Origin of the sequence: Vibrio sp. 2017_1457_13 (genome assembly GCF_030851525.1) — a bacterium.
Lineage (GTDB): Bacteria > Pseudomonadota > Gammaproteobacteria > Enterobacterales > Vibrionaceae > Vibrio > Vibrio metschnikovii.
The window spans coordinates 258369-284317 of sequence record NZ_VHTA01000001.1; the positions used below are offsets into that span (position 1 = coordinate 258369).

Annotated in this window: 33 protein-coding genes; all 33 read left to right on the forward strand. The window is 47.8% G+C overall.

Annotation, left to right across the window (positions count from 1 at the left end):
- The first annotated feature begins 22 nt into the window (after positions 1-22).
- The 33 genes from FKN88_RS01210 to FKN88_RS01370 all read left to right on the forward strand — a co-directional run bounded on the left by FKN88_RS01210 (position 23) and on the right by FKN88_RS01370 (position 25816).
- Positions 23-160, forward strand: coding sequence for a hypothetical protein (locus FKN88_RS01210; protein WP_306687103.1), 138 nt, complete (start codon positions 23-25; stop codon positions 158-160).
- Between the two features lie 196 nt (positions 161-356).
- Positions 357-635 carry a hypothetical protein gene (locus FKN88_RS01215; protein WP_243032901.1) on the forward strand — a complete coding sequence of 93 codons (279 nt, stop codon included), beginning with the start codon at positions 357-359 and terminating at the stop codon, positions 633-635.
- On the forward strand, positions 613-1113 hold the full coding sequence (locus FKN88_RS01220) for a hypothetical protein (RefSeq protein ID WP_306687104.1): 501 nt from the start codon (positions 613-615) through the stop codon (positions 1111-1113). Before FKN88_RS01215 ends, FKN88_RS01220 begins: the two co-directional genes overlap by 23 nt.
- A 26-nt stretch (positions 1114-1139) precedes the next feature.
- A complete protein-coding gene (locus FKN88_RS01225) occupies positions 1140-1418 on the forward strand; it encodes a hypothetical protein (RefSeq protein ID WP_306687105.1) in 279 nt (92 codons plus the stop codon).
- A complete protein-coding gene (locus tag FKN88_RS01230) occupies positions 1415-1630 on the forward strand; it encodes a hypothetical protein (RefSeq protein WP_306687106.1) in 216 nt (71 codons plus the stop codon). Before FKN88_RS01225 ends, FKN88_RS01230 begins: the two co-directional genes overlap by 4 nt.
- Before the next feature lie 640 nt (positions 1631-2270).
- Positions 2271-2741, forward strand: a complete 471-nt coding sequence (locus tag FKN88_RS01235) for a hypothetical protein (RefSeq protein WP_306687107.1) — start codon at positions 2271-2273, stop codon at positions 2739-2741.
- Complete coding sequence (locus FKN88_RS01240; RefSeq protein WP_306687108.1) at positions 2722-4809, forward strand: terminase gpA endonuclease subunit; 2088 nt, start codon at positions 2722-2724, stop codon at positions 4807-4809. The genes FKN88_RS01235 and FKN88_RS01240 overlap by 20 nt, the downstream gene beginning before the upstream one ends.
- Positions 4806-5024: a hypothetical protein gene (locus FKN88_RS01245; protein ID WP_161425309.1), complete on the forward strand. Its 219-nt coding sequence runs from the start codon at positions 4806-4808 to the stop codon at positions 5022-5024. Before FKN88_RS01240 ends, FKN88_RS01245 begins: the two co-directional genes overlap by 4 nt.
- Complete coding sequence (locus tag FKN88_RS01250; RefSeq protein WP_306331034.1) at positions 5017-6516, forward strand: phage portal protein; 1500 nt, start codon at positions 5017-5019, stop codon at positions 6514-6516. The genes FKN88_RS01245 and FKN88_RS01250 overlap by 8 nt, the downstream gene beginning before the upstream one ends.
- Entirely contained in the window at positions 6509-8545 is a 2037-nt protein-coding gene (locus tag FKN88_RS01255) for a ClpP-like prohead protease/major capsid protein fusion protein (protein ID WP_306687109.1), read from the forward strand. Before FKN88_RS01250 ends, FKN88_RS01255 begins: the two co-directional genes overlap by 8 nt.
- 71 nt (positions 8546-8616) lie before the next feature.
- On the forward strand, positions 8617-8949 hold the full coding sequence (locus tag FKN88_RS01260) for a DUF2190 family protein (RefSeq protein ID WP_306331032.1): 333 nt from the start codon (positions 8617-8619) through the stop codon (positions 8947-8949).
- Entirely contained in the window at positions 8949-9284 is a 336-nt protein-coding gene (locus FKN88_RS01265) for a hypothetical protein (protein ID WP_217516390.1), read from the forward strand. Before FKN88_RS01260 ends, FKN88_RS01265 begins: the two co-directional genes overlap by 1 nt.
- Positions 9262-9789 carry a phage tail protein gene (locus FKN88_RS01270; protein ID WP_306687110.1) on the forward strand — a complete coding sequence of 176 codons (528 nt, stop codon included), beginning with the start codon at positions 9262-9264 and terminating at the stop codon, positions 9787-9789. The genes FKN88_RS01265 and FKN88_RS01270 overlap by 23 nt, the downstream gene beginning before the upstream one ends.
- Positions 9755-10258 carry a hypothetical protein gene (locus FKN88_RS01275; protein WP_306687111.1) on the forward strand — a complete coding sequence of 168 codons (504 nt, stop codon included), beginning with the start codon at positions 9755-9757 and terminating at the stop codon, positions 10256-10258. Before FKN88_RS01270 ends, FKN88_RS01275 begins: the two co-directional genes overlap by 35 nt.
- Positions 10221-10919 carry a phage baseplate assembly protein V gene (locus FKN88_RS01280; RefSeq protein ID WP_306687112.1) on the forward strand — a complete coding sequence of 233 codons (699 nt, stop codon included), beginning with the start codon at positions 10221-10223 and terminating at the stop codon, positions 10917-10919. The genes FKN88_RS01275 and FKN88_RS01280 overlap by 38 nt, the downstream gene beginning before the upstream one ends.
- Positions 10916-11260, forward strand: coding sequence for a phage baseplate protein (locus FKN88_RS01285; protein ID WP_306687113.1), 345 nt, complete (start codon positions 10916-10918; stop codon positions 11258-11260). The genes FKN88_RS01280 and FKN88_RS01285 overlap by 4 nt, the downstream gene beginning before the upstream one ends.
- Positions 11257-12246: a baseplate J/gp47 family protein gene (locus FKN88_RS01290; protein ID WP_306687114.1), complete on the forward strand. Its 990-nt coding sequence runs from the start codon at positions 11257-11259 to the stop codon at positions 12244-12246. Before FKN88_RS01285 ends, FKN88_RS01290 begins: the two co-directional genes overlap by 4 nt.
- The gene (locus FKN88_RS01295) at positions 12230-12973 is read left to right on the forward strand and encodes a phage tail protein (RefSeq protein ID WP_306687115.1); all 744 of its coding nucleotides are present in this window, start codon (positions 12230-12232) and stop codon (positions 12971-12973) included. Before FKN88_RS01290 ends, FKN88_RS01295 begins: the two co-directional genes overlap by 17 nt.
- Positions 12970-13527, forward strand: coding sequence for a phage tail protein (locus FKN88_RS01300; RefSeq protein ID WP_161425320.1), 558 nt, complete (start codon positions 12970-12972; stop codon positions 13525-13527). The genes FKN88_RS01295 and FKN88_RS01300 overlap by 4 nt, the downstream gene beginning before the upstream one ends.
- Entirely contained in the window at positions 13520-14776 is a 1257-nt protein-coding gene (locus FKN88_RS01305; protein WP_306687116.1) for an SUMF1/EgtB/PvdO family nonheme iron enzyme, read from the forward strand. Before FKN88_RS01300 ends, FKN88_RS01305 begins: the two co-directional genes overlap by 8 nt.
- Before the next feature lie 64 nt (positions 14777-14840).
- The gene (avd, locus tag FKN88_RS01310) at positions 14841-15203 is read left to right on the forward strand and encodes a diversity-generating retroelement protein Avd (RefSeq protein WP_306687117.1); all 363 of its coding nucleotides are present in this window, start codon (positions 14841-14843) and stop codon (positions 15201-15203) included.
- Positions 15200-16474 carry an RNA-directed DNA polymerase gene (locus tag FKN88_RS01315; protein WP_306687118.1) on the forward strand — a complete coding sequence of 425 codons (1275 nt, stop codon included), beginning with the start codon at positions 15200-15202 and terminating at the stop codon, positions 16472-16474. Before avd ends, FKN88_RS01315 begins: the two co-directional genes overlap by 4 nt.
- Positions 16467-16754 (forward strand): hypothetical protein, encoded by a 288-nt coding sequence (locus tag FKN88_RS01320; RefSeq protein WP_161425322.1) that lies wholly within the window; start codon positions 16467-16469, stop codon positions 16752-16754. The genes FKN88_RS01315 and FKN88_RS01320 overlap by 8 nt, the downstream gene beginning before the upstream one ends.
- A gap of 40 nt (positions 16755-16794) precedes the next feature.
- Complete coding sequence (locus FKN88_RS01325) at positions 16795-16989, forward strand: hypothetical protein (protein ID WP_161425323.1); 195 nt, start codon at positions 16795-16797, stop codon at positions 16987-16989.
- Entirely contained in the window at positions 16989-18158 is a 1170-nt protein-coding gene (locus FKN88_RS01330) for a phage tail protein (RefSeq protein WP_306687119.1), read from the forward strand. Before FKN88_RS01325 ends, FKN88_RS01330 begins: the two co-directional genes overlap by 1 nt.
- Positions 18151-18636: a phage major tail tube protein gene (locus FKN88_RS01335; RefSeq protein WP_306687120.1), complete on the forward strand. Its 486-nt coding sequence runs from the start codon at positions 18151-18153 to the stop codon at positions 18634-18636. Before FKN88_RS01330 ends, FKN88_RS01335 begins: the two co-directional genes overlap by 8 nt.
- 59 nt (positions 18637-18695) lie before the next feature.
- Positions 18696-19400: a phage tail assembly protein gene (locus FKN88_RS01340; RefSeq protein WP_306687121.1), complete on the forward strand. Its 705-nt coding sequence runs from the start codon at positions 18696-18698 to the stop codon at positions 19398-19400.
- Between the two features lie 111 nt (positions 19401-19511).
- On the forward strand, positions 19512-22634 hold the full coding sequence (locus FKN88_RS01345) for a phage tail tape measure protein (protein ID WP_306687122.1): 3123 nt from the start codon (positions 19512-19514) through the stop codon (positions 22632-22634).
- 3 nt (positions 22635-22637) lie between these two features.
- Positions 22638-23003, forward strand: a complete 366-nt coding sequence (locus FKN88_RS01350; protein WP_161425328.1) for a phage tail protein — start codon at positions 22638-22640, stop codon at positions 23001-23003.
- Positions 23003-23206, forward strand: coding sequence for a hypothetical protein (locus tag FKN88_RS01355; protein ID WP_161425329.1), 204 nt, complete (start codon positions 23003-23005; stop codon positions 23204-23206). The genes FKN88_RS01350 and FKN88_RS01355 overlap by 1 nt, the downstream gene beginning before the upstream one ends.
- Positions 23206-24183 carry a hypothetical protein gene (locus FKN88_RS01360; RefSeq protein WP_306687124.1) on the forward strand — a complete coding sequence of 326 codons (978 nt, stop codon included), beginning with the start codon at positions 23206-23208 and terminating at the stop codon, positions 24181-24183. Before FKN88_RS01355 ends, FKN88_RS01360 begins: the two co-directional genes overlap by 1 nt.
- Positions 24183-25463: a tyrosine-type recombinase/integrase gene (locus FKN88_RS01365; RefSeq protein WP_306687126.1), complete on the forward strand. Its 1281-nt coding sequence runs from the start codon at positions 24183-24185 to the stop codon at positions 25461-25463. The genes FKN88_RS01360 and FKN88_RS01365 overlap by 1 nt, the downstream gene beginning before the upstream one ends.
- 50 nt (positions 25464-25513) lie before the next feature.
- Positions 25514-25816 (forward strand): helix-turn-helix domain-containing protein, encoded by a 303-nt coding sequence (locus tag FKN88_RS01370; protein WP_306687127.1) that lies wholly within the window; start codon positions 25514-25516, stop codon positions 25814-25816.
- The last annotated feature ends 133 nt before the right edge of the window (positions 25817-25949 follow it).

The following is a 25949-nucleotide window of genomic DNA, read 5'->3' on the forward strand; positions in this document are numbered from 1 at the left end:
ACGATAAAGAGGTGGCGCGAGTATGAAATCGAGAATTGCTGTAAATAGTCTGATGTCGATAATCGATCACCAAGAGCAAGAGATAAAACAACCCAGAGCGCATCGGTACGCATTGTTAGTTGTGGTACTGCTACTCGCTAGCTATCTCGGCTTCGGTTAGCGATAAGTTCATGCATCTGGATAAATTTACAATATCTAGTGGGTGAGTGTTGACATTCACCCCTAAATGGAGCAAGATTACCACGATGCAAAGCCTCACCTATTCGGTGGGGCTTTTTCGTATTTGACACTTTCCTCTCTTGTTATGCGCCTTTCGTGGCGCTTTTTTTGTTCCTGAAAAAAGAGCCTAACTTCTTATGCCTCAAAAGTTTTTTGATTTATTGCATGAGTGGAAAGGGCGAATCATTTCGTATGGCGGCGGCTCAGGTGTTACCGCATTTAGCGGCACGGTTGCGGCAAAGGCGCAGCAAGCGGCAGAACATACTGTGAGCAGCCCTGACATCACCACAGCAAATATTATTTCCATCATCGGACTGATCTTCATCGGTTGCCGATTTGTCTTTGACGTTGTCGTTTGGTTAGACGAGCGACGAGAAAAGCGAGGTAAACAAAATGGATGCGAAGCAACTGACTGAGCTGGTTGTTAGGCCCGAACTCAAGCGGCTCGGGCTGCACAGCGAAGCTGCAGAGCAACTGATAATCGGTACCATATTTACAGAGAGCTTAGCTAAATACTTAAAGCAGCATGGCAGCGGTCCGGCGCTCGGCATCATTCAAATGGAGCCTGTAACGCACAATTGCATTTGGACGGATTACTTAAAGTTTCGTAAGCCACTTGCTGAAAAAGTGCTGCAAGCAGCGGGTAGCGGTTTTGTTGCTGTTAATCGCAGTATCCCTGTTCATGCAAACGAACTGATCAGTAACTTGCGATATGCAGTTGCAATGTGCCGAGTTCACTACTTAAGAGTTCCGAACGCTTTGCCTGCCGCTGGCGACATTCACGGCTTGGCGCGTTATTGGAAACAGCACTACAACACACCTCTTGGCAAAGGGAAAGTGACAGACTTTGTTGAGAAGTTCCCCCGAGAAATCCTCAAAAACACAAGCGCCTAGTCAGTCGCTTAAATGGAGATAGTCCAGTGAAGTTATCTAAGATCTTTATGGCGCTTGCCGCCGCAATCGCCGCGACGTTATTTTCCCTTGTTGCTTATGCGTCACCAGAAGCCGCAGCAGCGGTGAATGATGCGCCCGCATGGGTTTATGTTGCCCTTGGTGCAATTGGTGTCATGGCTGGTTTTATCGCTCATGTTGATGCGCAAATCAGTGAAGATTTTAAGCGAAAGTGGCCGTGGTGGATTCGAATGCCATGGGATTATTTGGCGGGCAATTACAAGCACTCTTGTAACGAAAAGAAATGAGCTGGCGAAACTTACTGCTCATTGTTGGTCGCTTGATTATTGCTTTTAAGCTCGAAAGAGACAAAAAGAAAATTGCTGATCAGGTTAAGCAAAGGGAGCAGCGGTATGACGACATTAAGCAGAACGCGAAAAATAGTCACGCTCACCGTTTTGGTGACAGTGCTGGCAGCGTGCAGCTCAATACAAAGTCAGATCACTCCGAGCCTGATTGATTGCAAGCCTGTTTCTCCAAAGCTTGAATGGTATGAAGTGGGCAATAACGAGGGGGTATATTACCCCAATCGCTCAGTTGAAAACTTGATGATTTATATCGAGCAGCTCAACGATTGCATTGATTACTATAACGTTAACCCCGGCTAGCTGGGGTTGATGTCATCGGGTTTGAGTGACTGAACCTGTTATCCGTTAAGTCATATTGTGAACGCAGCTTATCTCGCAATTGCCCGAAATTAAAAGGGAGAGAGTAGCTTTGGACTAGCGACCCATTAATGTATCAGTAGCTGACAAGACGATAATGCAGGCCCGCTTACTGCCTTAAAGTAAGCACACCTACCACCGCCAAGAGCAAAAGTGCGCATTCTTTTTGGTGTCGTCGAGCACCTAAGGCTTCGGCCATTATCCACAGTGCTTACGGCGGTGACCCTATCCTACGCGTTGGCTTCTCGCCGTCTTAACTTGTTAGCCATGACCACGAAGCGGTTTACCGCTTACTCCTTACGTGTAAGCGCAAGTTAAGAATCAAAAAGAAGCAAGTCAGGGTGAAAGTCCCCACATTAATGGCAACGTCAGCCTAAGGCGAAAAGGGCGTGACCACTCGGAGAGTCGGGACAATTTTTTAACTTTGAGGAAGCAATGAACAATGAAAAACGACTATGGAATTTGTCAGAGTTAGAAGTCTTTGGTTATCACCGCTCAACGATACGTAAAAAATTAAAAAACGCCGGGATAGAACCGATTGCACACAAAGGCTCAACGCCACTTTATGACGTGGTTCAAGTGGTTCCTTATCTCTGTCAGGCTCCGGTTAAACAAAGTGACGCGCCCGATTTGATGGGGTTTAAGACTGCTGCAGAAATGCGTGCGTACGTGCAAGGTCAACGTGAAAAGCTCGCGCTAATGAAAGATGCAGCCGAAAGTGTAACCAGAGAAGACTTTGAAAACGAGATTGCTGTTTGTATTGCTGGAGTTAAAGGCTTTAAAGATAAAGTCATTACTAGAATTGAGTCTTCCATTCCGTCAGCAACACCTCAGCAGCTTGAGGACTTAGAGCGATTATTGAACTTCGACTTAAAGGCAGTAGCAGATGAGCTTGGATCAGTTTGACACGCGTCTTGGGGTTCAGTTTGCGGATGCAAAAGCAATTCGTCGCAGCCTTGCTTATTTATGCCAACCAACGAACAAAACCCCTGTTCAGGCCGCTGACGAGGACTTATGGATTTCAGACGGCACGGATGTTACTAAATTCTTATCAACTCAAGTGCCTTATATGCGCGAGCCGCTGGACTGTTTAGCGCGTCGCATTTATGAAGCGGTCATTGTTGTTGGGCCTGCTCGCTCAGGAAAGACCAAAGCTATGGTTGAGGGGTGGATTAACTACTCTGTTACTCAAGCTCCGGGCGATATGCTGCTGATTTACAGCACGAAGACAAAAGCGGCAGACATGAGCAAGGTCGATCTGGATCGTTGCTTTCATGCCACGCCGGGCATCGCAAAATTAAAGACAGGGCGAAAATCAGACGACAATATTACATCCAAGAAATTCAAAAATGGCATGAACTTAAAGCTAGATTCAGCCACAGAAACAAGTTTATCAGCATCAACTTATCGCTATGCAGGTTGCACGGACTACGATCGGGCGGATGATTCTGTGGGTGAAGAGGGTTCTAAATTCGAACTCATGCTCATGCGCGTTCAAAACGCGAAATCATCCGGCATGGTGATGGCGGAATCTTCCCCTGGTCGCATCGTTCGTAACCCCAAGCCTATTGAAGAGCTTGCGCCTCATGAGGCACAGCCTTGTGGCGGTATCGCCTCGCTGTACAACCAAGGCGATAGACGTCGATTTTACTGGCAGTGCGATGATTGTGAAGCGTGGTTTAGACCGGATTTTGAAACGCTAAAATGGGTTGATCATAAAGACCCGATGGAAGCCGCTAAAACCGCATGGGTAGAATGCCCGCGCTGCACTCACAGAATCAACGAATCACAAAAACAGGATAAAAACCTAAGCGGTGAATGGTTTCGAGAGGGGGCCATTACTCAACACGGTGAATTGGTTGATGATGAAACTAAGGTCAGGACATCCAAATGGGCCACTTTTTGGTTTGAAGGTATTGTTGCAGCTTACGCAAGCTGGGAAAACCTAGTTTATCGCTACTTAAATGCGGACGCTCAATATCAAGACAGTGGGGATGAAGAGGCACTAAAGTCATTTATCAACACCCGCATGGGGCGCTCTTACATCCTGCAATCTCGCGCTTTAGAAGTCGGGGCGCATGAGTTAATGCAGCGCGCACTGGACCATCCGCGCAGTGTCGTTCCTAACGATGGTCGCTTTATCATCATGACCGTGGACGTACAAGGCGGTAAATCCAACCCGCGATTTATTGTGCAAGCTCATGTTTATGGTCTTGGTTTGCAGCGTTGGGTGATTGATCGCTTTGAGATACTCACCACCAAACATCGCAATGGCGATCGCATTAATCCGGCAGTTTATTCCGAAGATTGGGATCTGCTGATTGATGAGGTAATGAAAAAAACCTACCCGCTGGCCGATGGCTCAGGCCGAGTGATGAAGCCAATTTTAACCTTATGTGATTCTGGCGGCTCGGCTGGAGAAAAAGAGGGTAAGCAAACCTCGGTGACTGATTTTGCTTACCAATTTTATAACCGGCTTAAATCGCAAGGCTTGGCGCATTTGTTCCGCTTAGTTAAAGGGGCAAGCCGAGATATAGAGCACTTAGTGAAAGAGAGCTATCCCGACAAGCGTAGCAAAATAGCCCATGGTGAAATCAAGCTGCTTTTACTGCATACCAATCGGTTGAAAAATCGTGTCACCGCGAGCTATTCGCGTCTTGAGTTCGGTTCGCGTTACTTTCACCTGCCCGGGTGGGCGGAACGTAACTGGTTTGATGAACTCACCGCAGAATATATTGACGACAAAGGCAACTGGGTTTGCCCGCCAAACACTCGAAACGAAAGCTTAGATCTATGCGCATACGCAGAGGCGGGGATGCATTATCTGGGTGGCGACGACATTGATTGGAATAATCCGCCCGCATGGGCGTCACCTTGGCAGATCAACCCCAACGTTGTTGATGCTGACGTTAAGCCAGAATTTGAGCGCAAGCCACAACGCAGATATAACCATTCACAGAGTATTTACGGATGATTGAATTACCGACAAATAGAGAGCGACTGGCATGGTACGTTGCGGCAGAGCAAAAAATATTGATGCAGCAAGAAGTCACGACTGCTGAGGGTGAAAAGCTCACCTTGGCCAGCTTAGCGACGGTGCGTGCTGAAATAGAGCGCTTGACCCGCTTGATCGCTCAAGAGTCACTCGGTGGCAGGCGAAGCATGATCAGGAGGAATTACCTTGAGTAATCCGCTAAACCTAATCGACCGAGTTGTCGCTGTCTTTAACCCCGATAAGGGGTTGAAGCGGCTATACGACCGCTCACTACTAAACAAATACACCGCAGCCTTGCCAGTTGACCCGAAAACTAAGCAGAAACGTAAGTTTTCAAAGACCTCCGCGAATGAGCTGAACAAGGGCGCTAAAGCGATTTATGAGAGAGCCAGAGAGGGCGATGAAAACAACCCATTTGTAACGGCCATTCTTGATGAGTTATGCGCTAACGTGGTTGGCCCCAATGGGATCATGGTTGAGCCACAACCGCTCGATCACAAAGGTGAGGTGCATATTGAGTTTGCTCAAGCTATCGCAAAATGGTGGGAGCTGCACTCGCTGAAGCAAAATATTGATAACGAAACGTCTCGAAGCGAAACCGAATGGTTAGCATGCCGCACTTGGCTTCGAGATGGTGAGGTGTTTGGTCGAATGTACATGGGTTATCACCCACAAATCACCTATCCATCCAGCACGCCTTTTGCTATTCAGCCCTTTGAGCCGCAATACATTCCGCGCCACATTACTGAGCCGGAAGGCGGTTTAATCGAAGGGATAAAGCGCAATCGGCTTGGTCAAGCGGTTAGCTACTTGATTCAAAAAGATTCAATTGGATTTGAGTTTGCAGAGGTTGACGCTGATTTTATTTGTCACCTGAAGTTTACTCGGCGGCTGCATCAAAACCGCGGCGTATCAATACTGCATTCAGTGCTCGATCTTATTTCTCGGCTTGAAAGCTACGACAACTCTGAAATGGTCAGCGCTGAGATAGCATCACGCTTTGCTTACTACATTAAGCGCGATCCTACGCTTGGTGGCGACACTGGTGATGCTTTTTCTCGCGGCGGTGACATCTTCCTCGGTATGGGCAACTCATTTGAGTTAGCTCCTGGTGAAGACGCTGGCGTTGTCGAATCGAATCGTAAAGAAGCAATGAGCGCACCGTTTAGAAGCGGGCAGCAAAAGCTGGTTAGCAGCGCAGTCGGTGTGAATAACTCATCGGTCACACGCAACTACGACGGTGCCTATTCATCGAACCGCCAAGAGCTTGTTGATTCTTACGCTCGTTATCGCGTGTTGCAACGCAAGTTCGTGCTGAACTGGACACGCCCGCAATATCGCACCGCGCTATCTATGGCAATTCTTAGCGGCGAGCTAAAAGTACCCGCGAGCGTCAACGCAGCCAGTGTGTATAACGCGATTTATCAAGCGCCTGTCATGCCGTGGATTGATCCTAAGAAAGAGATGGATGGGATTGAGAAAGGCTCACGACTTGGCTTGTTCTCACTCAGTCAAGCGCAGCGTGAGCGCAACATTAACCCACTGGCAACACGCAAAGAGATTCAAGCAGAGCGCAAGCAGCTTAATGAAATGGGCATAATCAGCACCGCCGATCCTGCTCATAATCTTGCTCCTGCTGATCAGATTAAAACCAACGAAAAAGGCGAGGGAGTTCTCGATGCCTAGATCCACAGATAAACGCTGGTACACACTAACAAACGAAGCTGACGATAAGCCAGCACAGCTTTATATCCACGGCATTATTGGCAGTTACGATATTGCCGCTCTCGATCTGGTTGCTGCTCTGCAATCAATCGGTAACAAAGATATTAAAGTGCATATCCACACTCGCGGCGGCGGCGTTTACGAAGGCATTGCCATTCACAACGCCTTGAAAGCCCACAAAGGCAAAACCATCGGCGTTGTCGATGGTCTAGTCGCATCGATCGGTACTTATGTATTGAGTGCGTGTGATGTTCGCCAAATGCCGTCCAACACATCGATGATGATACACAATCCGCAGATCGGCGCGTGGGGTGAAGAAGATGACCTAGAAGCAGCGCTGCAGCAGTGGAAAAACTCGCGTGAGCTGATCTCTCAAGAATACGTAGAGCGATCAGGCGGCAAGAAAACGCTGGACGACTTTCTCGAAGCGATGAAAAAAGAGACGTGGTTCACCGCTGAAAAAGCCCTTGAGTGGGGATTGGTTGATGAAGTGACCGACCCCGTTGATTTAACCAACTGCTTTACCGAAGACGATGCGAAAGACATCGCAAAATTTAAAAATGTGCCTGAATCCTTGCTCAATGCACTGCCTCCTGAGCAGTCCAATGAAGCGTCAAGCGAGCCAGAACCAAGCACACCAACCAATCATTCAACCAGTGAACAGGTAAGCGACATGCCGAAACCATTAACACCAGAAGAGCTGCAAAACGCAGTAAAAGCCGAAAACAAGCGTCAAGCTGATATTCGCGCGTTATGCGCTCTGCACAAAGTAAGCGATGAGCTGACCAACCAAATGTTGAGTGACATTGAATGCTCGCTCGATAAAGCGTCAGCTAAGATTTTAGAAAACCTCGGCGATCAAAGCGCAACAGGTCAACGAAAACCAGATGCCAACTTAACGGCCATGCATATGCGTGTTGGCAATGGCGATCACGTCAAAGCTGAGCTGCAAAATGCGCTAAATGCGCGCGCAGGCGTTGAAGAGCTGGATCAGAAAAACTCGTTTGCACACGAGTCGCTGCTAAATATGGCACGGTTTAGTATCGGTGTTAACGCAGGTACCGGCTTAACCAAAAACGAACTAGTCAACCGCGCTTTCAACAGTGGCGATTTTGGTGACATTATCACTGAAAGTATTCGCACGGTAATGCGCGATGAAACCAAAGTTCGCGCCCCGCTTTGGCGAGAGCTGGCGAACGTGGAAAACCTCAGCGATTTTCGTGAAACCGAATTGGTGATGGTCAACGATGCGCCTGATCTGATGGCCGTTGGCGAAGATGGTGAATACAAATCAGCAATCCTAAAGGGCAGCGGTGAGCGTATTCAGCTAGCAACGTTTGGTCGTGCGATTCAGTTTACTCGCCAAGCCATCATCAATGACGAAATCGGCTTGATCGCCAAAGTGCCACGCAAGTTTATGCAAGCAGGCTACCGCCTATCGGACAAGTTGATGTTTAACGCGATTCTTAGCGGCAAAATGGGCGATGGCAAATCAGTATTCCAAGCCGCGCCGAGCGCTGATAAGTGGGGGAACCTTGTTGAAAATATGCCCGCTGACGACTATGCCACGTTGATCATGGCGCTGCATAAAGTGTTTGCCACAGCGACAAGTACGCCATTTAGCGGTGACAAAGATGGCGGCGGTGATGCACTAGATTTACGCGGTGAGATTTTAATGGCTCATCCTGATCACGCCTCCATGCTTGAAGCTGTATTGAATACTGCAAGCAAGCCGGACAGCTTTAACCCAGCTTACAAGAAGTTCAAAAAAGTCATTGAAACCGCTCGCTTAACAGGTATCAACGGCGCGATTGCTCTGACATCGAAAGATTTTGATTCGATTGTGATGGGCTTCTTGGATGGACAGCAAGATCCGTGGCTAGAAACGGGTGACGGCTGGACCAGTGATGGTGCGAAATTCCGTATTACTTACGATATCTCCTCGAAAGTTATCGATCGCCGCGGTATTGCCAAAGCAACCTTTAAGTAAGCTGGCAACAATCAAACCAAGGGTGAGCGCGTCTCGCCCTTTTGTTTATCTAGATAAAATTGGTGATAACGATGCGCTATAGCGACGGTAAAAAAATTGCAGTAATCGCCCCTACGGGCGGCTTTAAAAAAGACATTCCTTGTTTAGTAGGCAGCTTGTTGGTTGTACCAACACAAACCATTAAAGCAGGCGAAGTGGTGACGTGCCATATTGATGGTCACTTTGACGGACCAATAAAAGCTGGGGACACCCCGACATTTAAATGTGATGCGGCTTATTTTGACGCGGGCGAATTCACTAAGACTAAACCCACGAAAAAAGACGCAGTCGCGCAGCCAGTTGGCGTGTTTGTCGATGGCGGTGTGCTGTTGACGGGCGCAGTGATCACTGAGTTTGTTGCCTGATGAGCAGTTCATTTGACCATGCTCGGAGTTTACTCCGGGCATCTATCGCAGATTGCTTTGGGCATTCTATTTTGGTGACGACAAAAGAAGGCAATCAGCGAGAGATAAACGGTTACATTCGCCGTGCTAAGCGAGGGGAACTTACTGTCTATCGGCTCTTTACCGCTGACAGCCTGCCAGAGCAATGCTCAACGATTTACGATCAAGAACGGTTCATGCTGGTTTATGAGCAGCCTGTAAAATCGACCGGAACCGACAGCCAGATCACCCTTGAATATGCGATGGTGAAGATGGGCAGTGGAGCGCGCAAAGATGGCTGGTCAGAGTATAACTAACAACAATCGCTTGTTGATGGATACTGAGTTTATCCAGAAGTACGAAGCTTTCAAAGACGAAATCCCCAAGGCAGTTCAACGTGCGTCAGTGTTAACGAATCGCTGGTTAAGAGCCGTTAGCATGGCCGAGCTTGGCTACGAGTTGAAAATTGATAACAAAGCATTGCGATCTCGCTTTCGTCAATACAAAAAAGGCCGCATTTCAAAACTTTGGATCGGCGTAAATGAAATTGGCGTGCATCGCACGGGTAAGCCCATTCAAAATAAGCTTGGCGTGCGGGTGGGCAGCGAGTTCTATGAAGGAGCGTTTATCTCATCAATGAACAGCGATGAAGCGCTTGTATTTCGCAGAACTAGTAAGCAAAGAAAAAGCATTGAGCTCGTGACTGTGGATATTTCAGACGATGCTGAATCCATTGTGAACAACTATCTGCCCGATATTAATCGTAAGTTTGAGGAGTTTTTCCATCGTGAATTCAAACACGTTCTTTCGCTCGCCGCGTGATTGGGTGAAATTAGTCATTGAGCACTTAGAAAGCGCTCTCAATGTTACGATTAAATCAACTTATACACGTAGCCAAACTGAGCTATCCGAAACGCGTATCAGCTATTTGGTTGGCGAGGCTGAGCCAGTTTTGGGCTACGCGAACGATGGTCGAAACGCGCATGATATTGAGCTGAGGTTTCTGATTGAAGTTCCGACATCGATTGATGATTTCGATCTCGAAGCGCTCGATGCCTCAACGCGATTAGACCGAGAATTATCAAGCCGAGTTCTTGCATTTGATGATACCGATGAGGCTATTGTGGTTTCGAACCTCCCTAATCGCTTTCAGCCTGATCACGGTGTGTTTTCTCGCGTTGTGACCATGCGACAAAGAATTCGCATGGGTCCTATCGATGAAGAGCATGCCGAGCTTGTGGGAGTAAACACCAATGAATGCAATCAAGCGCATTCTTGCGTTGGAGAATGAGCTACGCGCAGTACGTGAAGAGCTAGCCGAAACCAACCGCCGATTAGCCAATATCATTCGTCTTGGAGTCGTTGAAAGCGCTCATGAGCGGTCGGTCAATGTTAAAACAGGTACGAATCTCGCCAAGAACGTGCCTTTTTTTGTGCCTGCCGCGGGGCGAGTGCGTCATTACCGACGCCCAACGGTCGGCGAGCAGTGCATTTTAATTAACATCGGTGACGGTGATAACTTAAACAATGCAGTATCACTAATGGGCTTGCGTTCTAATCAGTTTCCCTTTCCGACCTTGCAAGAAAACCAAGTCATGACGGACTACGGCGGCGGCATGACCGAGCTGTATAACCTCGATAACGGCTCGATCACTTGCAATTACCCCGGCGGCATGATCTTAAATGCAGATTTAACCCATGTTGGCAACCAAGAGCACACGGGCAACACGAACCGCACTGGCGATAGCATTTTCACGGGCAACTTAATTAATACTGGAGCCTTCAATCACCAAGGTGCGTTTGCTGTGGCTGGCGGCGCAGGCGGCGGTGCGGCAACATTTGCGGGTTCTATGGAGATTTCTGGCGGCGATGTCATTGTCGATGGCTATAGTGTGAAGCTGCATTACCACGTTGATTCAAACGGCGGCAATACCAGCGAGGCTAAATCATGATTAAGCATATTTTAGCTATCGATCAGGATACAGGGCGAACATTAACGGGGCTTGAGGCGCTTAGCTGTCGGATTAAGCGCGTGTTAACCACTCAAGTCGGCTCCCGCGTGAAACGCAGAGCGATCGGCAATCGAGCGATTAACCGATTAGGAAAAAACCAGAACCCATCTGAAGCCATGATTGTGCAAAACCTATCAATAGAGGCGCTAACCAACGCTAATAATCAGCTTGCTGGATTGACAGTGGAGCAGTGCCAAGCCATACCGACCGCGAGTGGGTTTTCTGTGAGCATAACAGGCAAATGGAACGGTGAAGCCATTCGAACGAGTGTAACGATATGACAACTCAAGATAATCGCCCTAAGGCATTTCAAGAGCCAGATTTTGAGACGCTGCTTAACGAATACATTAATTTCGCGGTTGAGCATTGCGCGGCTAGCGATAAAGAAAAAGCCGTTTATTTGCAAGAAGCCTTAACTAACGACAGTGAACTGTTAGCGCAAGTGCTACAAGCTTTAGTATTGAAGCACATTGCCGATACACGCGAGAAAAATTACTGGGCGCTGCAGATGTTTCGCAAGTTCGTGACAGAGAGCGACATGGTGGATTTGATGGCGCTGCAGTACAACTTGAAGCGCCAAGTTTTACAACCCGCTGATACGTCAGTTTTTCCGCCCAAGCCTGCAGTACTTGAGTCTAATGACGATCTCTTAAGGCGGTTCGATTTAGCGCCTTATCAGTTTCACACGACGGGAACTCGCTCTGGTTATCGATTTCACGCATTAACTTTAGACGAAAGGCCGGTGATCAAGATTGAGTCTGACACCGATGCTGTAGTTGTGCGTTACGAATTCCCCAAGACCGCTCAACCCGCTCTTGTAAAAGATGCGCAAGCCAGAATGACGGAGCCGAATTCGGGCAACGTTGCCGTTGCTATTTTGAGCCGAGAGACGACAAACGGCATCCCAAGCGCTGAGCTGCTTGAACGGGCTAGCAAGTATTTAAATCGTGATGATATTGCTCAAGAGAGTGATGAGATCACAACCAAGGCCGCAAGGCTTAAGCCTTACAAAATCAATGTAGTTCTTTATACCGGGGCAGATCCTAATAATCACATTGCTCATCCTGATGCCCGCAAAGCTGCTGATGTGTTTGTTGAGCGTAAACACCGACTAGGGTCAATGATCGATGTTGAAGAAATAGGGCATGAGTTCTATAAGCTGGGTGTTAAGCGCGTGAAAGTGTTGGAGCCAGTGGGTGATGTCATCTGCAACTGGGATGAAGCGCCACATTGCACTGAGGTGACCATTGATGTCAGAGCCGAATGAGTTCATTAGTGTACAGCCAGATAACCGAACCCTCATCGAAGAATCATTGGAATACGCATGGGACAGGATACTTAAACAGTCAACCAGCCCGTACCCCGATCTAAAAAACCCGATGCTCACACCAGATGAATTTGTTGTCTTATTGGCCAGTGAGCGCGGAGTTGCGGATTGGCAGCCCATTGACACGGAATTACATCAGCGCAGGACGGTGGATAAAGCCTTTGAAATACACAGCAAGGCAGGCACAAGAGCCGGTCTTGTTTCTGCAGTCCGAGCCGTTGGTTATGATGCGGATATTCAAGCTGGACACAAGCTTAAAGATCCAATCCCTTACCACGTTGAAATTCTCGCCTGGCGCGAACCTAGCGATGTTGTCGATGAGAAAAAAATAGCGCGGCTCGTAAGCAGAATTAACGCATATAAGTCAGAAAGAGACACGATTGAAGTTGCGATGACATTTGCGACCTTTGTCTCGCTGCAAGCTAAATCGGCAGCCCCTAGAATCATCGGGATTACAGGAATTTCAGGTCGAATGCAGGCAATGCATCAGCCTGAGGCTTTCGGCTCTTGTCATGCATCAATGGCGGGGCACTCGGTGTCACTATCTTCGATCAGCGCTACGGCAGAAATTAAGCAATACAGCGCGTCAGCCCGTATTGCGGTTCGGCAGAGCGCAATTGGCAAGTCGCTATCAGTCAAACAATACAACGCAAGAGCCAAACTATGAGTACGAACGAGGGTTACGCAGTAACTATAACGGCGCATGGGCTATCCGAGCTTATCAGTGCGAAAGAGCAGGGAATGAAAGGCAGGATCAAATGGATATCATTTGGCGATCGGGCATACACGCCAAGCGTTAATCAGCGCCGATTACAGAATGAAATCGATAGAGCCACAATCTCCGAATACGTTGATGTTGGAACTTCAGCGCTAAAAATGACAGCAAAAGTTGAGAGCGGAAACGAGTATGCAGTAAGAGAGATCGGCTTTTGGCTAGATACAGGAACGCTGCTCGGCGTTATTTCTGTGCCGAACAAAATACTCAACTACAAGACTGCAACAACATCTCTCATACAGATCTTCACGCTTGATCTCTCTGTTTTGCCGTCGAGCTCTGTCGAAGTCGTCGTTGGCATAGAAAACTTAAACATTTTAATCGACACGCAAATGATGAGCGATGCAGTTGCATTTTGTCGCTCTGAATTAACACAAACTAAGCAACTGTTCGCTCACCTAAAGCTAAGCGAGCAAGTGCAAAAAATGGAGCTAAGCAATGGCTGATATTCTCACCGAGCTGCAAGAACTCAAGAAAGCTACACAACAACAGACAGCAGCGTCGCAAGAAATAGCGGCGTATCACAATGACGCTGTCAAAAAAGTTGAGCACGCATCAAATACGGCAATCGCACGCGCTGAATCAAAATTCAACCAAAGCGTAACAGAGCTAACAGCTCACGCAATCGAAGGACACAAAAAAGCCATCGAGGACGCATCCGGCGGGCGCAATACTATCCTTGTTGACGATCAAGGCAACCCGAACATCATGGTTCGCATCCCTCGATTTAATTATCAGGATATTAATGCGGCCATTCTTGCCAAGCACGGTATTGATCTTAATCTTGGCGAAGGCACGCCAACCATGTTTTTAACCAATGGCAACCCACGCGGCGAAGTGCTGATTGCTAAATACCTCGCGTCATCTGGCAAAAACGGCGGTTGCTCTGTGATTGGCGGTGTTCAGCCCCGCACCTCCGTGAATTACGATGTTGCTAAAGCGCTTTGCGAAAACAAGGGCGCAAACTGGCACATGATGAGCATTCACGAGTGGGCAGCCATCGCACTGTGGTCGCTGGCTAATGATACAGTGCCCCGAGGTAACACAAACTTCGGTCGATCGCATGAAAATCGACTTGAAACCGCGCGTCGCGCAGACAACGGAACTCCGGGGGATGCTGGCGGCACAGGCAGAACCGACACGGGCAAGGGTCCGGTTACGTGGGCGCATGATCACAGCGCTTGGGGCGTTCAAGACTTGGTCGGTAACGTGTGGGAGTGGCTTGATCAGATGATGCTCAAGAACGGGCAGATCATCACAACGCTGGACAACAACCCGTCAATCGCAGAAGTTAACTGGCACAAACATGGCGCTTATTTCGACTCACCAAGCGATAGCATGAGCGGCACGGGCAATGTTGGCGCTCCAATTCTCAGTAATTCAATAACAAAGCGAAACGGACCGCTTGATGATAGCAGTCATGATTATCCGCATATGAGCACGTCAAACTGGGCTAGCATCACTCAATTCGCGACTTACCAAAAAATCGAACTGTTGCGACGCTTATTGATTGAGTCCGAAGTGCCCAACTCAGTGACGGGTGCAATATGGGTTCGAAACTACGGTGACCGAGTGCCGCGTCGCGGTGGCAGCTGGTTCGATGGCTCGAGCGCCGGGCTGGGTGCGCTCAGCCTGAACCACGCTCGGTCGAACTCGGGCAGCAGCCTCGGTTTTCGCCCCGCTTTCTTTGTGTAATTGATCACTGAATCTTTGAATGGCGCACGATAGTGCGCTTTTTCATTTTTTGACAGGAGGAACGTTGACAACGCTAATCATTGAAGAAAAATGCCGAGAAATGATGACGTACGGCTATCAAGCGTTAAAGCAATTCCCAAAACACGAACGGCACGTTCTTGGTGCGGAGATTAGGCTTTCAATGCTACAGCTTCAACGATTAATCATTACGGCGTTTAAGCGATATCACAAAAAGACGACACTCACCGATCTTGATATTGAACTCGCAATACTCAAGCGGCGCGTGAGACTGGCGAAAGATCTTCATTATCTGGATATTAAAAAATACCAACTATGGGTTGGGCAGCTCGTTGAGCTCGGAAAGATGATTGGCGGCTGGATACGTTCCGTTAATGCAAGCACTAAAAAACAGGTGGCAGCATTATGAATACGCGGAACCGAATGCCGCTTCGCGGTGGCAACTGGAACAATGGCTCGAACGCCGGGCTGGGTGCGCTCAACCTGAACAACGCTCGGTCGAACTCGAACAGCAACATCGGTTTTCGCCCCGCTCTTGATAACGCCAGAAGCAACCACCCCACGGGGTGCTGTCAGTGCGATCTTGAAAAGGATGCTTTCACCTCGGCAATGGCCGGAACAGATATAAAGCCCATTGATGCGTCACTGGGCTGCTCATTTGAGAAGATATTTGATTTTGAAAATCTTTTATCAGCGGCATACTCATGCCGAAAGGGAAAAACAAAGGCGAACGCAACGCTGGTTTTCTTCAACAACCTGGAAGAGAACATCATAGAAATACAAAACGAGCTGATGTGGGGCATGTACAAAATGTCACCCTATCACCATTTTTACGTATTCGAGCCGAAGCGCCGCTTAATATCCGCACCTCACTTTAGAGATAGGGTGGTTCACAGGGCGATATACAATATCATCGATCCGCTGTTTGATAAGACGTACATTTATGACTCTTACGCATGTAGACGAGGGAAAGGCACGCACAAGGGGGCTGATAGAACTCAAGCGTTTATCAGGGAAGTGGAGCACAAAAACGGCAAAGCGTACGCTCTGAAAGCAGATATTAGCCGTTACTTTTCAAGTATCGATCATCATATTTTGAAGTCGCTACTAGCAGCAAAAATACGCTGCAACCGAACGCTCGCCTTGCTCTATTACATTATAGATAGTAGCCCATGCGATGCGCTGGGTGTGGGGATTCCGCTTGGCAACTTAACGAGTCAGATTTTCGCCAATGTCTATCTGCATGAGCTGGATAGATTCGCAAAGCACACGCTGAAAGCTAAGCGCTACGTCAGATATATGGATGACTTCACGATCATCCACAACGATAAAGCCCAGCTTCATAAGTGGCGACAAGAAATCGAAGCGTTCCTTTACTCGATGCTCAGGCTTAAAACAAACAGCAAGACGCAGGTTTTTCCGATCGCAAAGCAAAACGGCAGAGCCTTGGATTTTCTTGGATATCGAATTTATTCAAGCCATAGATTGCTCAGAAAGTGCAGCGTCAAGCGCATAAAGAGCAAACTAAAGAAACTCAGAAAGCAGTACGAAATCGGTGAAATAGGAATTCCTGAAATCAATCAAAATATTCAATCGTGGCTTGGTCATGCGTCACATGCTAATTCACACAACCTAAAACTAGCGTTATTCAACGAGCCATTCCGGAGGCGAAATGTTTAACTACATTTTCAAAGGCGAGACATATACAGATACAAGTCGCGAATTCATGCTTAGCATTGGCATGGATGCGGAGCAGATTGAATCTGTTTTATCTCAGCAGCAGTACGAAGCACAGCAGAACGTAGAGTTGCGTCAACAAGCTTACAAGCGCGAAAGCGATCCGCTTTATATTGAGTGGCAATTTGAGCTTGAGAGCAAAAACCCCGAGTCTGATATCTACAAACAGGCTTGGATGGATAAAGTTAGCGAAATCAAAGTAAGGTTTCCAATTCCGCAATAACAACAAACCCCCACGGCGGGTTTTTTATTGGAGCTAGCCAATGGCAAAACCGCAAAAGCCCATTGCACAGGATTACGTAGTGCTGCAACCCTTTCGACTGAACGGGGTATGGGTTCATCCTGAAGGCAACAAAACCATTCCGCTTTTACCATCACAGGCCGCGATGCTGCTGCTTAATGGCAAAGTGGGTAAACCCGCAATCAAAGCGAATGACGCTAAAAAAGAGGGCAAATAATGCTTTCACCGATCAATGACTTTGAACTCAATGGCGTTGAAGTCAAAACGATTGAGCCATTACCGAGTATGGGGCCGCTTGCGCTGCAGGTGGTTCATTTAACCGGCACAGCGCCAAATAAGAACACGGCTATTGCTTACAATGAAGCAACGCGGCTTTGGAATTATTCGCACGCTATGATGATGCTCGATAGCACAGGTGAGCGCGCGGGGACGCTGCCCAACTTGGTACGCTATTTACTCGAGTATGTTAAGTGTATCGTTTACGTTACTGTTGTCGAAGATACTGGCGTTGTTGCCACTACGGAAGCCAATGTGATCGGCGGTATTGATAGCACAACGGGCGCAGTCACTGGCTTGCAAACCATCAAAGCATGCGCTGAAACGCCCACTATCATTGCTGCCCCCGGCTTTAACTCAAAAGCGCTCGGTCAAGCGTTGGCGCTGATCGGTCGTGATGTGCGTTGCCGCCCCGTCCTTGATGGTCCAAATACCAACGACATGGCCGCCGCTGAATTTGCTGCCGAATTTGGCGCAGAGGGAACCGGTGAAGATAAGCTTTGTATTATCGACCCTTGGTTCCTGAAAACTTACGATGGCGCTCAGGTATTAATGCCTGCCTCTATCGCGTTGGTTGCTGCTATGGCATCAGTCGAGGGCTACGAAAGTCCGCAAAACCGCGCGGTATTGTGTGATGAAACGTCGCGCAACGTGACTTACAAAATCAACGATAAAACGACGCAAGCCAACTTTTTGAATAAGCACGGCGTGGTGACGATTGCGCGCACACGCATGGGCGGCTATTCAATCATCGGCAACCGAACCAATACCGGGCGCTTTATCAGTCACGTTGGACTGGAAGATCTCATGGCTCGCAAGCTCGAAGAAACAAGCCAGCCGCTCATGGGCAAGCAGCTTACCGAAGCCTTTATGACTCAAGTGATTGACCGACTAACGAACTGGGGACAAAACCTAGTCGCTCAAGAAGTCATTCCGGTGTTCAAAGCGTTTCTTCATCCTGACAAGAACAATCTTGAGAATTACACCTCAGGGCGCTGGTTCTTGTGCGTTAACTACGGTCGCTACTCTCCGAATGAGCACATGGTGTACGAGATGAGCGTTGATAATGGCTTAATTGAAGCATGGCTAGAGGAGGTCGTTAATGGCTGATCGTATTCGCATGCGACTGACGGCACTGGTTGAATCTGTGCCGCTCATGAATGAAATCGTTGATTTCACCCCGCCTGACATTAAAAGTAAAGTTGCCAATAACGAAGGTAGCTTTGTGATGTCGGAAGACGTTGTCGGCTTTGAAGCGCTCAAGTGGACGCTGAAAGTCCATGGCGATCACCGTGCTCTACAAAATGCGCTGGGTAAGTTCTTTATGGATAACGCTCAGGTCAACATTACTGAGCAAGGCAAGCACACCGATGGCGCGAAGTACAAAGAAGAGTTTTCATTGTATGGACCGATCACCAACATCAAAAAAGAACCGGCCAAAATGGGCGAAAAGCCAACGGTAACCATTGAAGGTACCTGCAAAGCTTATAAGCTCACTGACACTGGTACCGTGGTTCACGATATCAATATTGATACCGGACAAACCATCGTTGGCGGCGCTGACTTGATGAGTCTAGCGGGCATTTAATCCTCAAATAACTAATGAGGCCTCTCCATTGTGAGAGGTCTTTTTTTTGGAGCATCACAATGAAAAAAATCAGCATTCTTAAGTTTTTCACCGCAAACGCAGAGCAAAGCAAGGCGCTAGAAGCAAAGCTAATCGAGTTTCGAAAGCAGCTAAAGCAGATCACAACCGATGACAGCGAAAGCGAAATTGAAACCTTGCAAAACGAGATAGATCGCGCCCAAAAAGAAGCGGACGCACTTAGAACCGTGCAACTTAAAACTATCTCAACCGCCGGATTTAAAGCATTACCGCACATTAAGTTATCTTCAATGTCTGCAAAGCAGGAGTTTGAGCAACGAAAAGCGCTCATCTTACTCTGTGCGGATATAACGGAAGCTAAATTTAACACGCTTCATGCGCCTGATTTTATTCAACTTTATGAAGATATTGTAGACATCATCCTTAAGCCTAGTGATGAACTGAAAGGCGGAAAACTTAGCGGCTCTAGCTTTGAGTTTGACTTGCTTGAACCGTTTGAGAACGAAGCGGGCGAGAAGTTTACTCGAATCAAATTCCAAGTGCCCAAAGTGGCCCACTCTCAAGCACTGGCAGACATTGAAGATGATGAAGAGCGTGAAGACTTCATGTTTCGTGTCGTCACTGGCTTACAGAAAGAAGACTTTAAGTACCTTTCGCTCAATGACTACTTAGCGCTAAAACCGCAGGTGGGCGCTTTTTTTCAACAATCGGCGGCATTCTTTCGCCCCGGGATGTTGAATCTCTGATCGATCTCGTTCCCATGCATCGCAATACGTCTGAGTCTGAGCTTCTTCAATGGAGCCAAGATGTTGCGGTGCGTCGTTATGAGTTGATTTTATCAAAACTCGGAGCGCGCAATGTCTGAGAAAATCAGCCTAATACTTGATACCACCGTCAAGGGTATCGAGGATATTACTTCTACCACATCAGCTGCAGAGCGCTTGACTACTGCAATAGAAACGCAGCGAGGCGAGGTGATCAGCCTTAATTCTCAACTTAAAAAAGTGGAGGGTTATCAGTCTGCTATCAAGCGCATGGAAAAGCTGAGAGAGCAGTCAAAACAAGCTGAAACCTCGGTGGGCGAACTTGGCCGAAAGTTAGAAGAGAGCCGCGCGCACACAAACAATCTAAAAGTCGCACAAAGCCAGACACAAGCCGAAATTCGTGGACTGAACAATCAACTCAAGAGCGCATCAGGCGAAGGTGCGGTTCAGCTGCAAAATAGGCTACATCAAGCTCAAAACCGTCTAGAGTCGCTTAACCTTGAGATGCACCAAGGCAAGGTTAAAACCTCAGAACTTAACTCTGCATATAAAAAAGCCAATCAACGCGTTACTGAGCTTAACAATAAAAAGGACCAGCAACGCAATAAGCTACGCGGGCTTGGCGCGGAGCTAAAAGCCTCTGGTATTAACACAAAGCGCCTAGGTGATGAACAGCAACGACTAGAAAAGCAAGCAGATAAAGCAACTTCGGCCATTGCTCGGCAAAATGCTCGCATGAAAGAGATGCAATCAATCCAGTCTCGGATTGACACTCGTAATGCAAAGTTAGGCGAAATTAGAAGCGAAGCGACTTCACTTGCTGTGGCTGCCGCACCAGTGGCCGCCACGCTATGGAGCGCGGTTAAAAATGAGTCGTCTTTTGCTGATGTGACCAAAGTTGTTGATATGTCACCAGAAGAAGCGGCGGCAATGAGGCAGTGGTCACTAAAAACCTCATCATCAAAAGAGGGTGGCGGCTTAAGCGCTAACGACATCAACGCAATGCTGGCCGCGGGCGGTCGCTCGGGTATTAAAGACCTAAACGATTTACAAAGCTTCGTTTTGGATTCAACAATGATGGGCGTCGCTTTCGACATGGAAGCGTCGCAAGCGGGAAAAACTCTATCTGATTTTAAAGCGGCGTTAAACCTAGATCAGCAAGGCGCACTCTCTCTGGCCGGCATGATCAATTACATGGCCGCTGACTCAAACATGGACCCCAAGCAACTTGCATCAGTGATGGCGCGGGAGGGAGCCACCGCTAAGCTGGCTGGCTTTTCTAATAACGACGCAGCAGCGCTGGCGACCACGATGATCGCGACAGGGATGAGCGAAGAGCGAGTGTCCACAGCGGTTAAAAACATCTCTGGACGATTAACGCTTGGCGAGGCTGCCTCAGGAAATCAGAAAAAAGCACTATCAGCGATTGGTTTTGATGCCGGCTCATTAGCGGCATCAATGCAAGATGATGCAGCTGGAAGCTTACTTGAAGTATTGGACGCGATTAAAGCTGCACCGCTTGAAGAACAAAGCGCCCTGATCTCTCAAATTTTTGGCGAAGAAGTAAAAGGCGCTGTTGCTGCTTTGGCTGGCAATACGGGCGAATTTGTTCGATTACGTAAGCTCGCTAACGAATCTGAAGAAGTTCACTTGAACTCGTTGAAAAAAGAATTTGATGCTCGTGTAAATACAAGCGAAGTCGGCATTCAACAGTTCGTTAACAAGTTAAATCGTTTAAGTGTGATTATTGGTACAGCGATACTGCCTGCATTGAACTGGGTGTTGCAGCCACTGGGCGAGGGTGTTGACATGCTCAGCAACTTTGCCGAAGCAAATCAAGGCGTCACAGCCGCTGTTGGTATTGGTATTGCTGCCTTTGTTGCGCTCAAAGGCGCGATGCTTGCAGGCAAAGCGGCATCATTAATTTTTGGCAATACGCTTGATAAGGGGCGGTTGTTTCGCAAAGGTTTAAATAGAGAAACGAATGAGAGCGGTCGCGCAGCTCAGTTTGCGACCCGGCAATTTAGTCGGCTAAATCAAACTTTAATGGCCTCGGGTCGGGGAGGCATGGGTCGCGGTGGAGTGCGAGGTGCTGGGCGACGTCGATCAGTCGCTAGTAATCGTCCCGCTCCTCGTCGTTCTCGCTCTCGAAACCCTCTCGCTAAGGCTTATAACTTTGCTTCTTCGGCAATGACCGCGAGATCACACGCTCTACCTATGTCGCTTGCGGGTGGCGCTTTAGCAATGATGCCAGTTCCTGCATTAGCTCAAGATGCAGTCGATATCGGCGGCGATATCGCAAAAGGTGGGCTAGGGAGATTCTTGCGACCGCTTTCCATTGCGATGTCAGCAACCAATATGGCTAGCGCACTGGTTGATGGCGATAAAAAGACCGCGATCGAGGAAGGTGGCGGCTTGCTGGGTGGGCTTGGTGGCGCAAGCCTTGGTGCTGCAATTGGTACCGCTATCATGCCGGGGATTGGCACCTTGGTTGGCGGGCTTGCTGGATCGTTGGTTGGGGATTATGCCGGAGGGTGGCTAGGTAGCTGGTTTGGCGAGAAGCTTGCCAAGAGCGAAAGACCTAACGAAAGCGAACTACAGCTAAACACTTACGCGAGAACAGATGGGCTTCCTGGCGAAAACAAAGATAGAAGTCATCAACTCAATGAGGCGGTGCAAATCTCGGATAGCTCCGTCAATGAGAACAGCCTTAACATTGTAAACAGGCAGCTCACAAAAGATGAAGAAACCCAAAGCTCAATCGCGAGCACTCAAAGTGAGAGCGAGCTAAAGCTAAACACTTACGCGAGAACCGATGAGTTTAATAGCGATCGAAAGGAGAAAAAACAACTCACAGAGGTGGCTAAGATATCAAGCATACTTGATGAACGAGCCGCATTTTCAGAAAAGCCGCTCTCATGGCAGGGCGGATCATTTAGCTGGCTAATGGGTGAGCCTCAAGACCGCTTGACCAGCTCCGATACTGTCAGGGAGAGAATTGAAGAGAAAGAGAAAAAGGAATCAATTGCTCGATCACAACCCCCGATACAGATCGGCGCTCCGCAAATTCAAATCAATGCAGCATCAGGTATGGATGAAAAGCAATTAGCTTTGCTGGTTGCTCAGCAGGTTTCTGATGCACTGCAAAGAGAGCTGGGCATGGCCGGACTGTCCATTGATGAATCACTATCCATATCAGCAATCGACAGGAGCTAACAAATGCACCACTTAGTGATCGGTGAATTCGTCTTTTCTATGGGGGATAAAACCCCCATAAGCAAAATGGAGCGAGTCAGCAATGGCGCTTACTCTGAGGTATCCGTGATCGATGGCAGCAAGTCTGAGTTTACGGGTAGGCCGTTCGATACGATTGATATTTCTGCAAAATGGACCCGCTACGGCGCAGCTAAAAATGCCGCATCATTGCGCGACCTATTGTTAGAACCCCAACAAGTCAGTGATGGCCAAGGGTTTAACTTGGGTAAATGGACCATTAAGCAAATCAAAGAAGGCCGATCAGAATTAGTTCATGATGGTCGAGCGATGGTTACGGAAGTGAGCTTGCAATTGATGGAGTTTCGTTAATGAGAGTAATAGCGAAAGCGGGTGGGCTAATTGCCGATCTGCTTTTTCAGCATTTAGGGCACGATGGCGATCGAGTCGAATCGGAGTTTTATCGACTCAATCCGCACGTTCGTGGAGACACGTTTTCTCACGATTGCACCGTCATTCTACCAGAACAAACAGTTAATCAGCGCTCGATAAGCGCAACACGGAGTTGGGATTAATGCTAAAACTTGAAGGTAAAAACGCTGAACTGATTATGGAGCTGCTAAAGACATGGCAGCTTACCGATGCGAACGGCGTTGAGGGAGACTCTCTCACGCTCTCCATTTTCTCTGAAGACGTCGATGGCATTCCTCAGAAGGGAGAAAAGTACAAAGTTTATTTAGGCGACGTATATCGAGACGAGTTTCAGATCTCTAAGCGTTCATTAAGCTTGTCGTCACGTGAGCTTCGCCTGATTTTAAGCGTTGCCCCGTTTAGTGTCACAGACGATACCGAATATCGGGCAAAGCGCTCAGCCAGTTGGAATGACGCAACGATCTATGAAATTGTTTCTGACTGTGTGGCCCCACATGGGTTCTCTGTTTTTGTTCATCCTAAATTACAAAATATTAAAATCGAGCATGTCGATCGCACTGATGAGAGCGCCCCTGCTTTTATTCGCCGTTTAGCTAAACAGTTCGATGCGATTTCCAAGATTGTTGAAGATAGGTATGTCATTGCGCCCAAGGGCGAGACAAGAAGTGCCAGCGGCAAGAATATTGAAACAATTACGCTGTCACATCTTGATGTTAATAAGGGCGTGCCATCTGAATTTGTGAACGTTGACATTGATCTTGACGGACGTGACGAGTTCAACGGTGTAAGAGCATCATACTTGACTACTGAAAGCGGAGATCGAATAGAGGTGATGGTTGGTGAGCGACCGTTTAAATTGATCGGTCGAGACTATCAGTCGGAAACTGAAGCAGAGCAGGCATGCAACACAGAATTAAGACGCATACAGCGAGAGGGCAGAAAATTAACGATTACCGCCCCGCCTAATCCTCTAGCATTTGCTGAGGGAATTGTTGTTTTAGATGCGTCATTTCCCCGAGCGTTTCAGGGTGAATGCTCAATTGACTCGGTGACATTCACAGGTAGAGGTAGACAGCCTAGCAGCATGATCATTCAAGCAACAGCATTAGGGAGTGAGTAATGGGTATTCGTTTGAATTACAAGGTGCATTCGCAATTTACGGTGGCACTAAAAATCTCTGATACTCAAGTGCGTAAATACTTGCGCGACCCCATGGTTAGGCAGCTAAAAGATGTACGAAGTTCTTTATATCTTCGTTTTAATGCAGCAAGAACAGGCGGCACTTGGTGGTTATATCAATATAAAAATGGTGAGCAAGTTCCGCATCGCATCGGCACATATCCAGCGACACAAGCAAAAGACATCATGGACTTAGTTAGCGCAACGACGGTTCAGATCGCTAAAAGCAACGTTGTTAACTTTAGGCGATTTGAGACGGTTGATCAGCTGATTGACTGGCATGTGACGAGGCAGTTTAAGCTAGGGAAGTCCTCAAAGGAGCGTTTGGCAAACATCAAGAGCATGGCAAATCGACACTTAATGGGTATCTTTCACGGTGAGCCGATCATGGCAATTGACGCCGAATTGATCGATGAAGAGCTTATTCAGCCAATGTTTGAGGGCGGCCTATCTTTAAGCTACGTAAAAGCGATGTTTAATTTACTCAAGTCTGCATACACGACAGCCAAAAGATTAAAGCACATTACTGTTAACCCGCTGGCTGATGTCCACTTTCGTGACTTTTTCCCTGATAATTTTTCAATCACAAAAGCTCAGGTTCGCGAATGCCGCTTATCGACAGATCAAGTTCCAGACGCATTGAGGGCATTAGACTTTGCTGATAATCCAACTCGCTTGCTTGTGATGATGATGCTTGGCCATGGCTCTCGTATTGGAGAAACTCGCAAAGCAAAATGGTCCAATGTGAGCTTTACAATGAAGTGCTGGACAATCCCAAGTGGCGATGCAAAAACACGGCAATGCATGGTTTACCCACTGTCTGACCCAATGATTGAGCTATTGCAGTCATACAAGCAATGGCAATCTGAACTAGGATATAAGGGTGAGCATTTATTCCCCACGGATTTACGATCTGGCTCATGCATCTACGGCGCACTGGCTAGTCAGTTAGTCAAGTCACTCTCGAAAGGCGCATGGACGGGACATGATTTACGTAAACGAGCTAGATCGATCTGGGCAGATATTGGAATAGATTATATGACAGCAGAGACGTTATTGAATCATGCCAAAGGCAAGCTAGATCTTGCTTATATTCACACTCACATTGAGCTGCAAAAAAAAGAAGCCATTTCTCGCTACCACGATTGGCTAAAAAGCTGCTGGCGAACCTGTTTTAGACCTGTCTCAATAGATCAAGAGATCATCAAAAAGGCTATTTAGATCAATTCAATAGCTCACATCAAATATAAATCTAAGCGGATGATAATTAGATGTCGTTTTTATGCCAAAATGAGCCAATAAACGAGGCTCTTATAACCGCAGCGCGCTCAGTACCACACCAAGTTGCGCGTATCAAACTAAGCAAGACTCAGTTGAGAGTGTTGCACTCGATTCGTCACGGTGAAAGCGTTACAGCATCACAAATAGCAAGTAGGTTGGAACTTTCTGATAGTTGGGCAAGCACTCTTCTGAAAGAATTAAATCGCAAGTTGTTTCTTAGTAGGCGAGGCTGCACTCGGCAGTGTGGAGGTGTTGAGTTCGTGTATTCGCTTCATTCATCCCTATGCCATTAAGGTAAAAGGTACTTTCCAGCCCTAATCCCATGCAAACGAGGGCAACCCACGGGAAATAAAAATTTTTCGGCTCGCTAGGTCACCACCGCCAAGGTGGTTAAAACTAGGCGCTGATAGGGCTTACTCGTTGGGC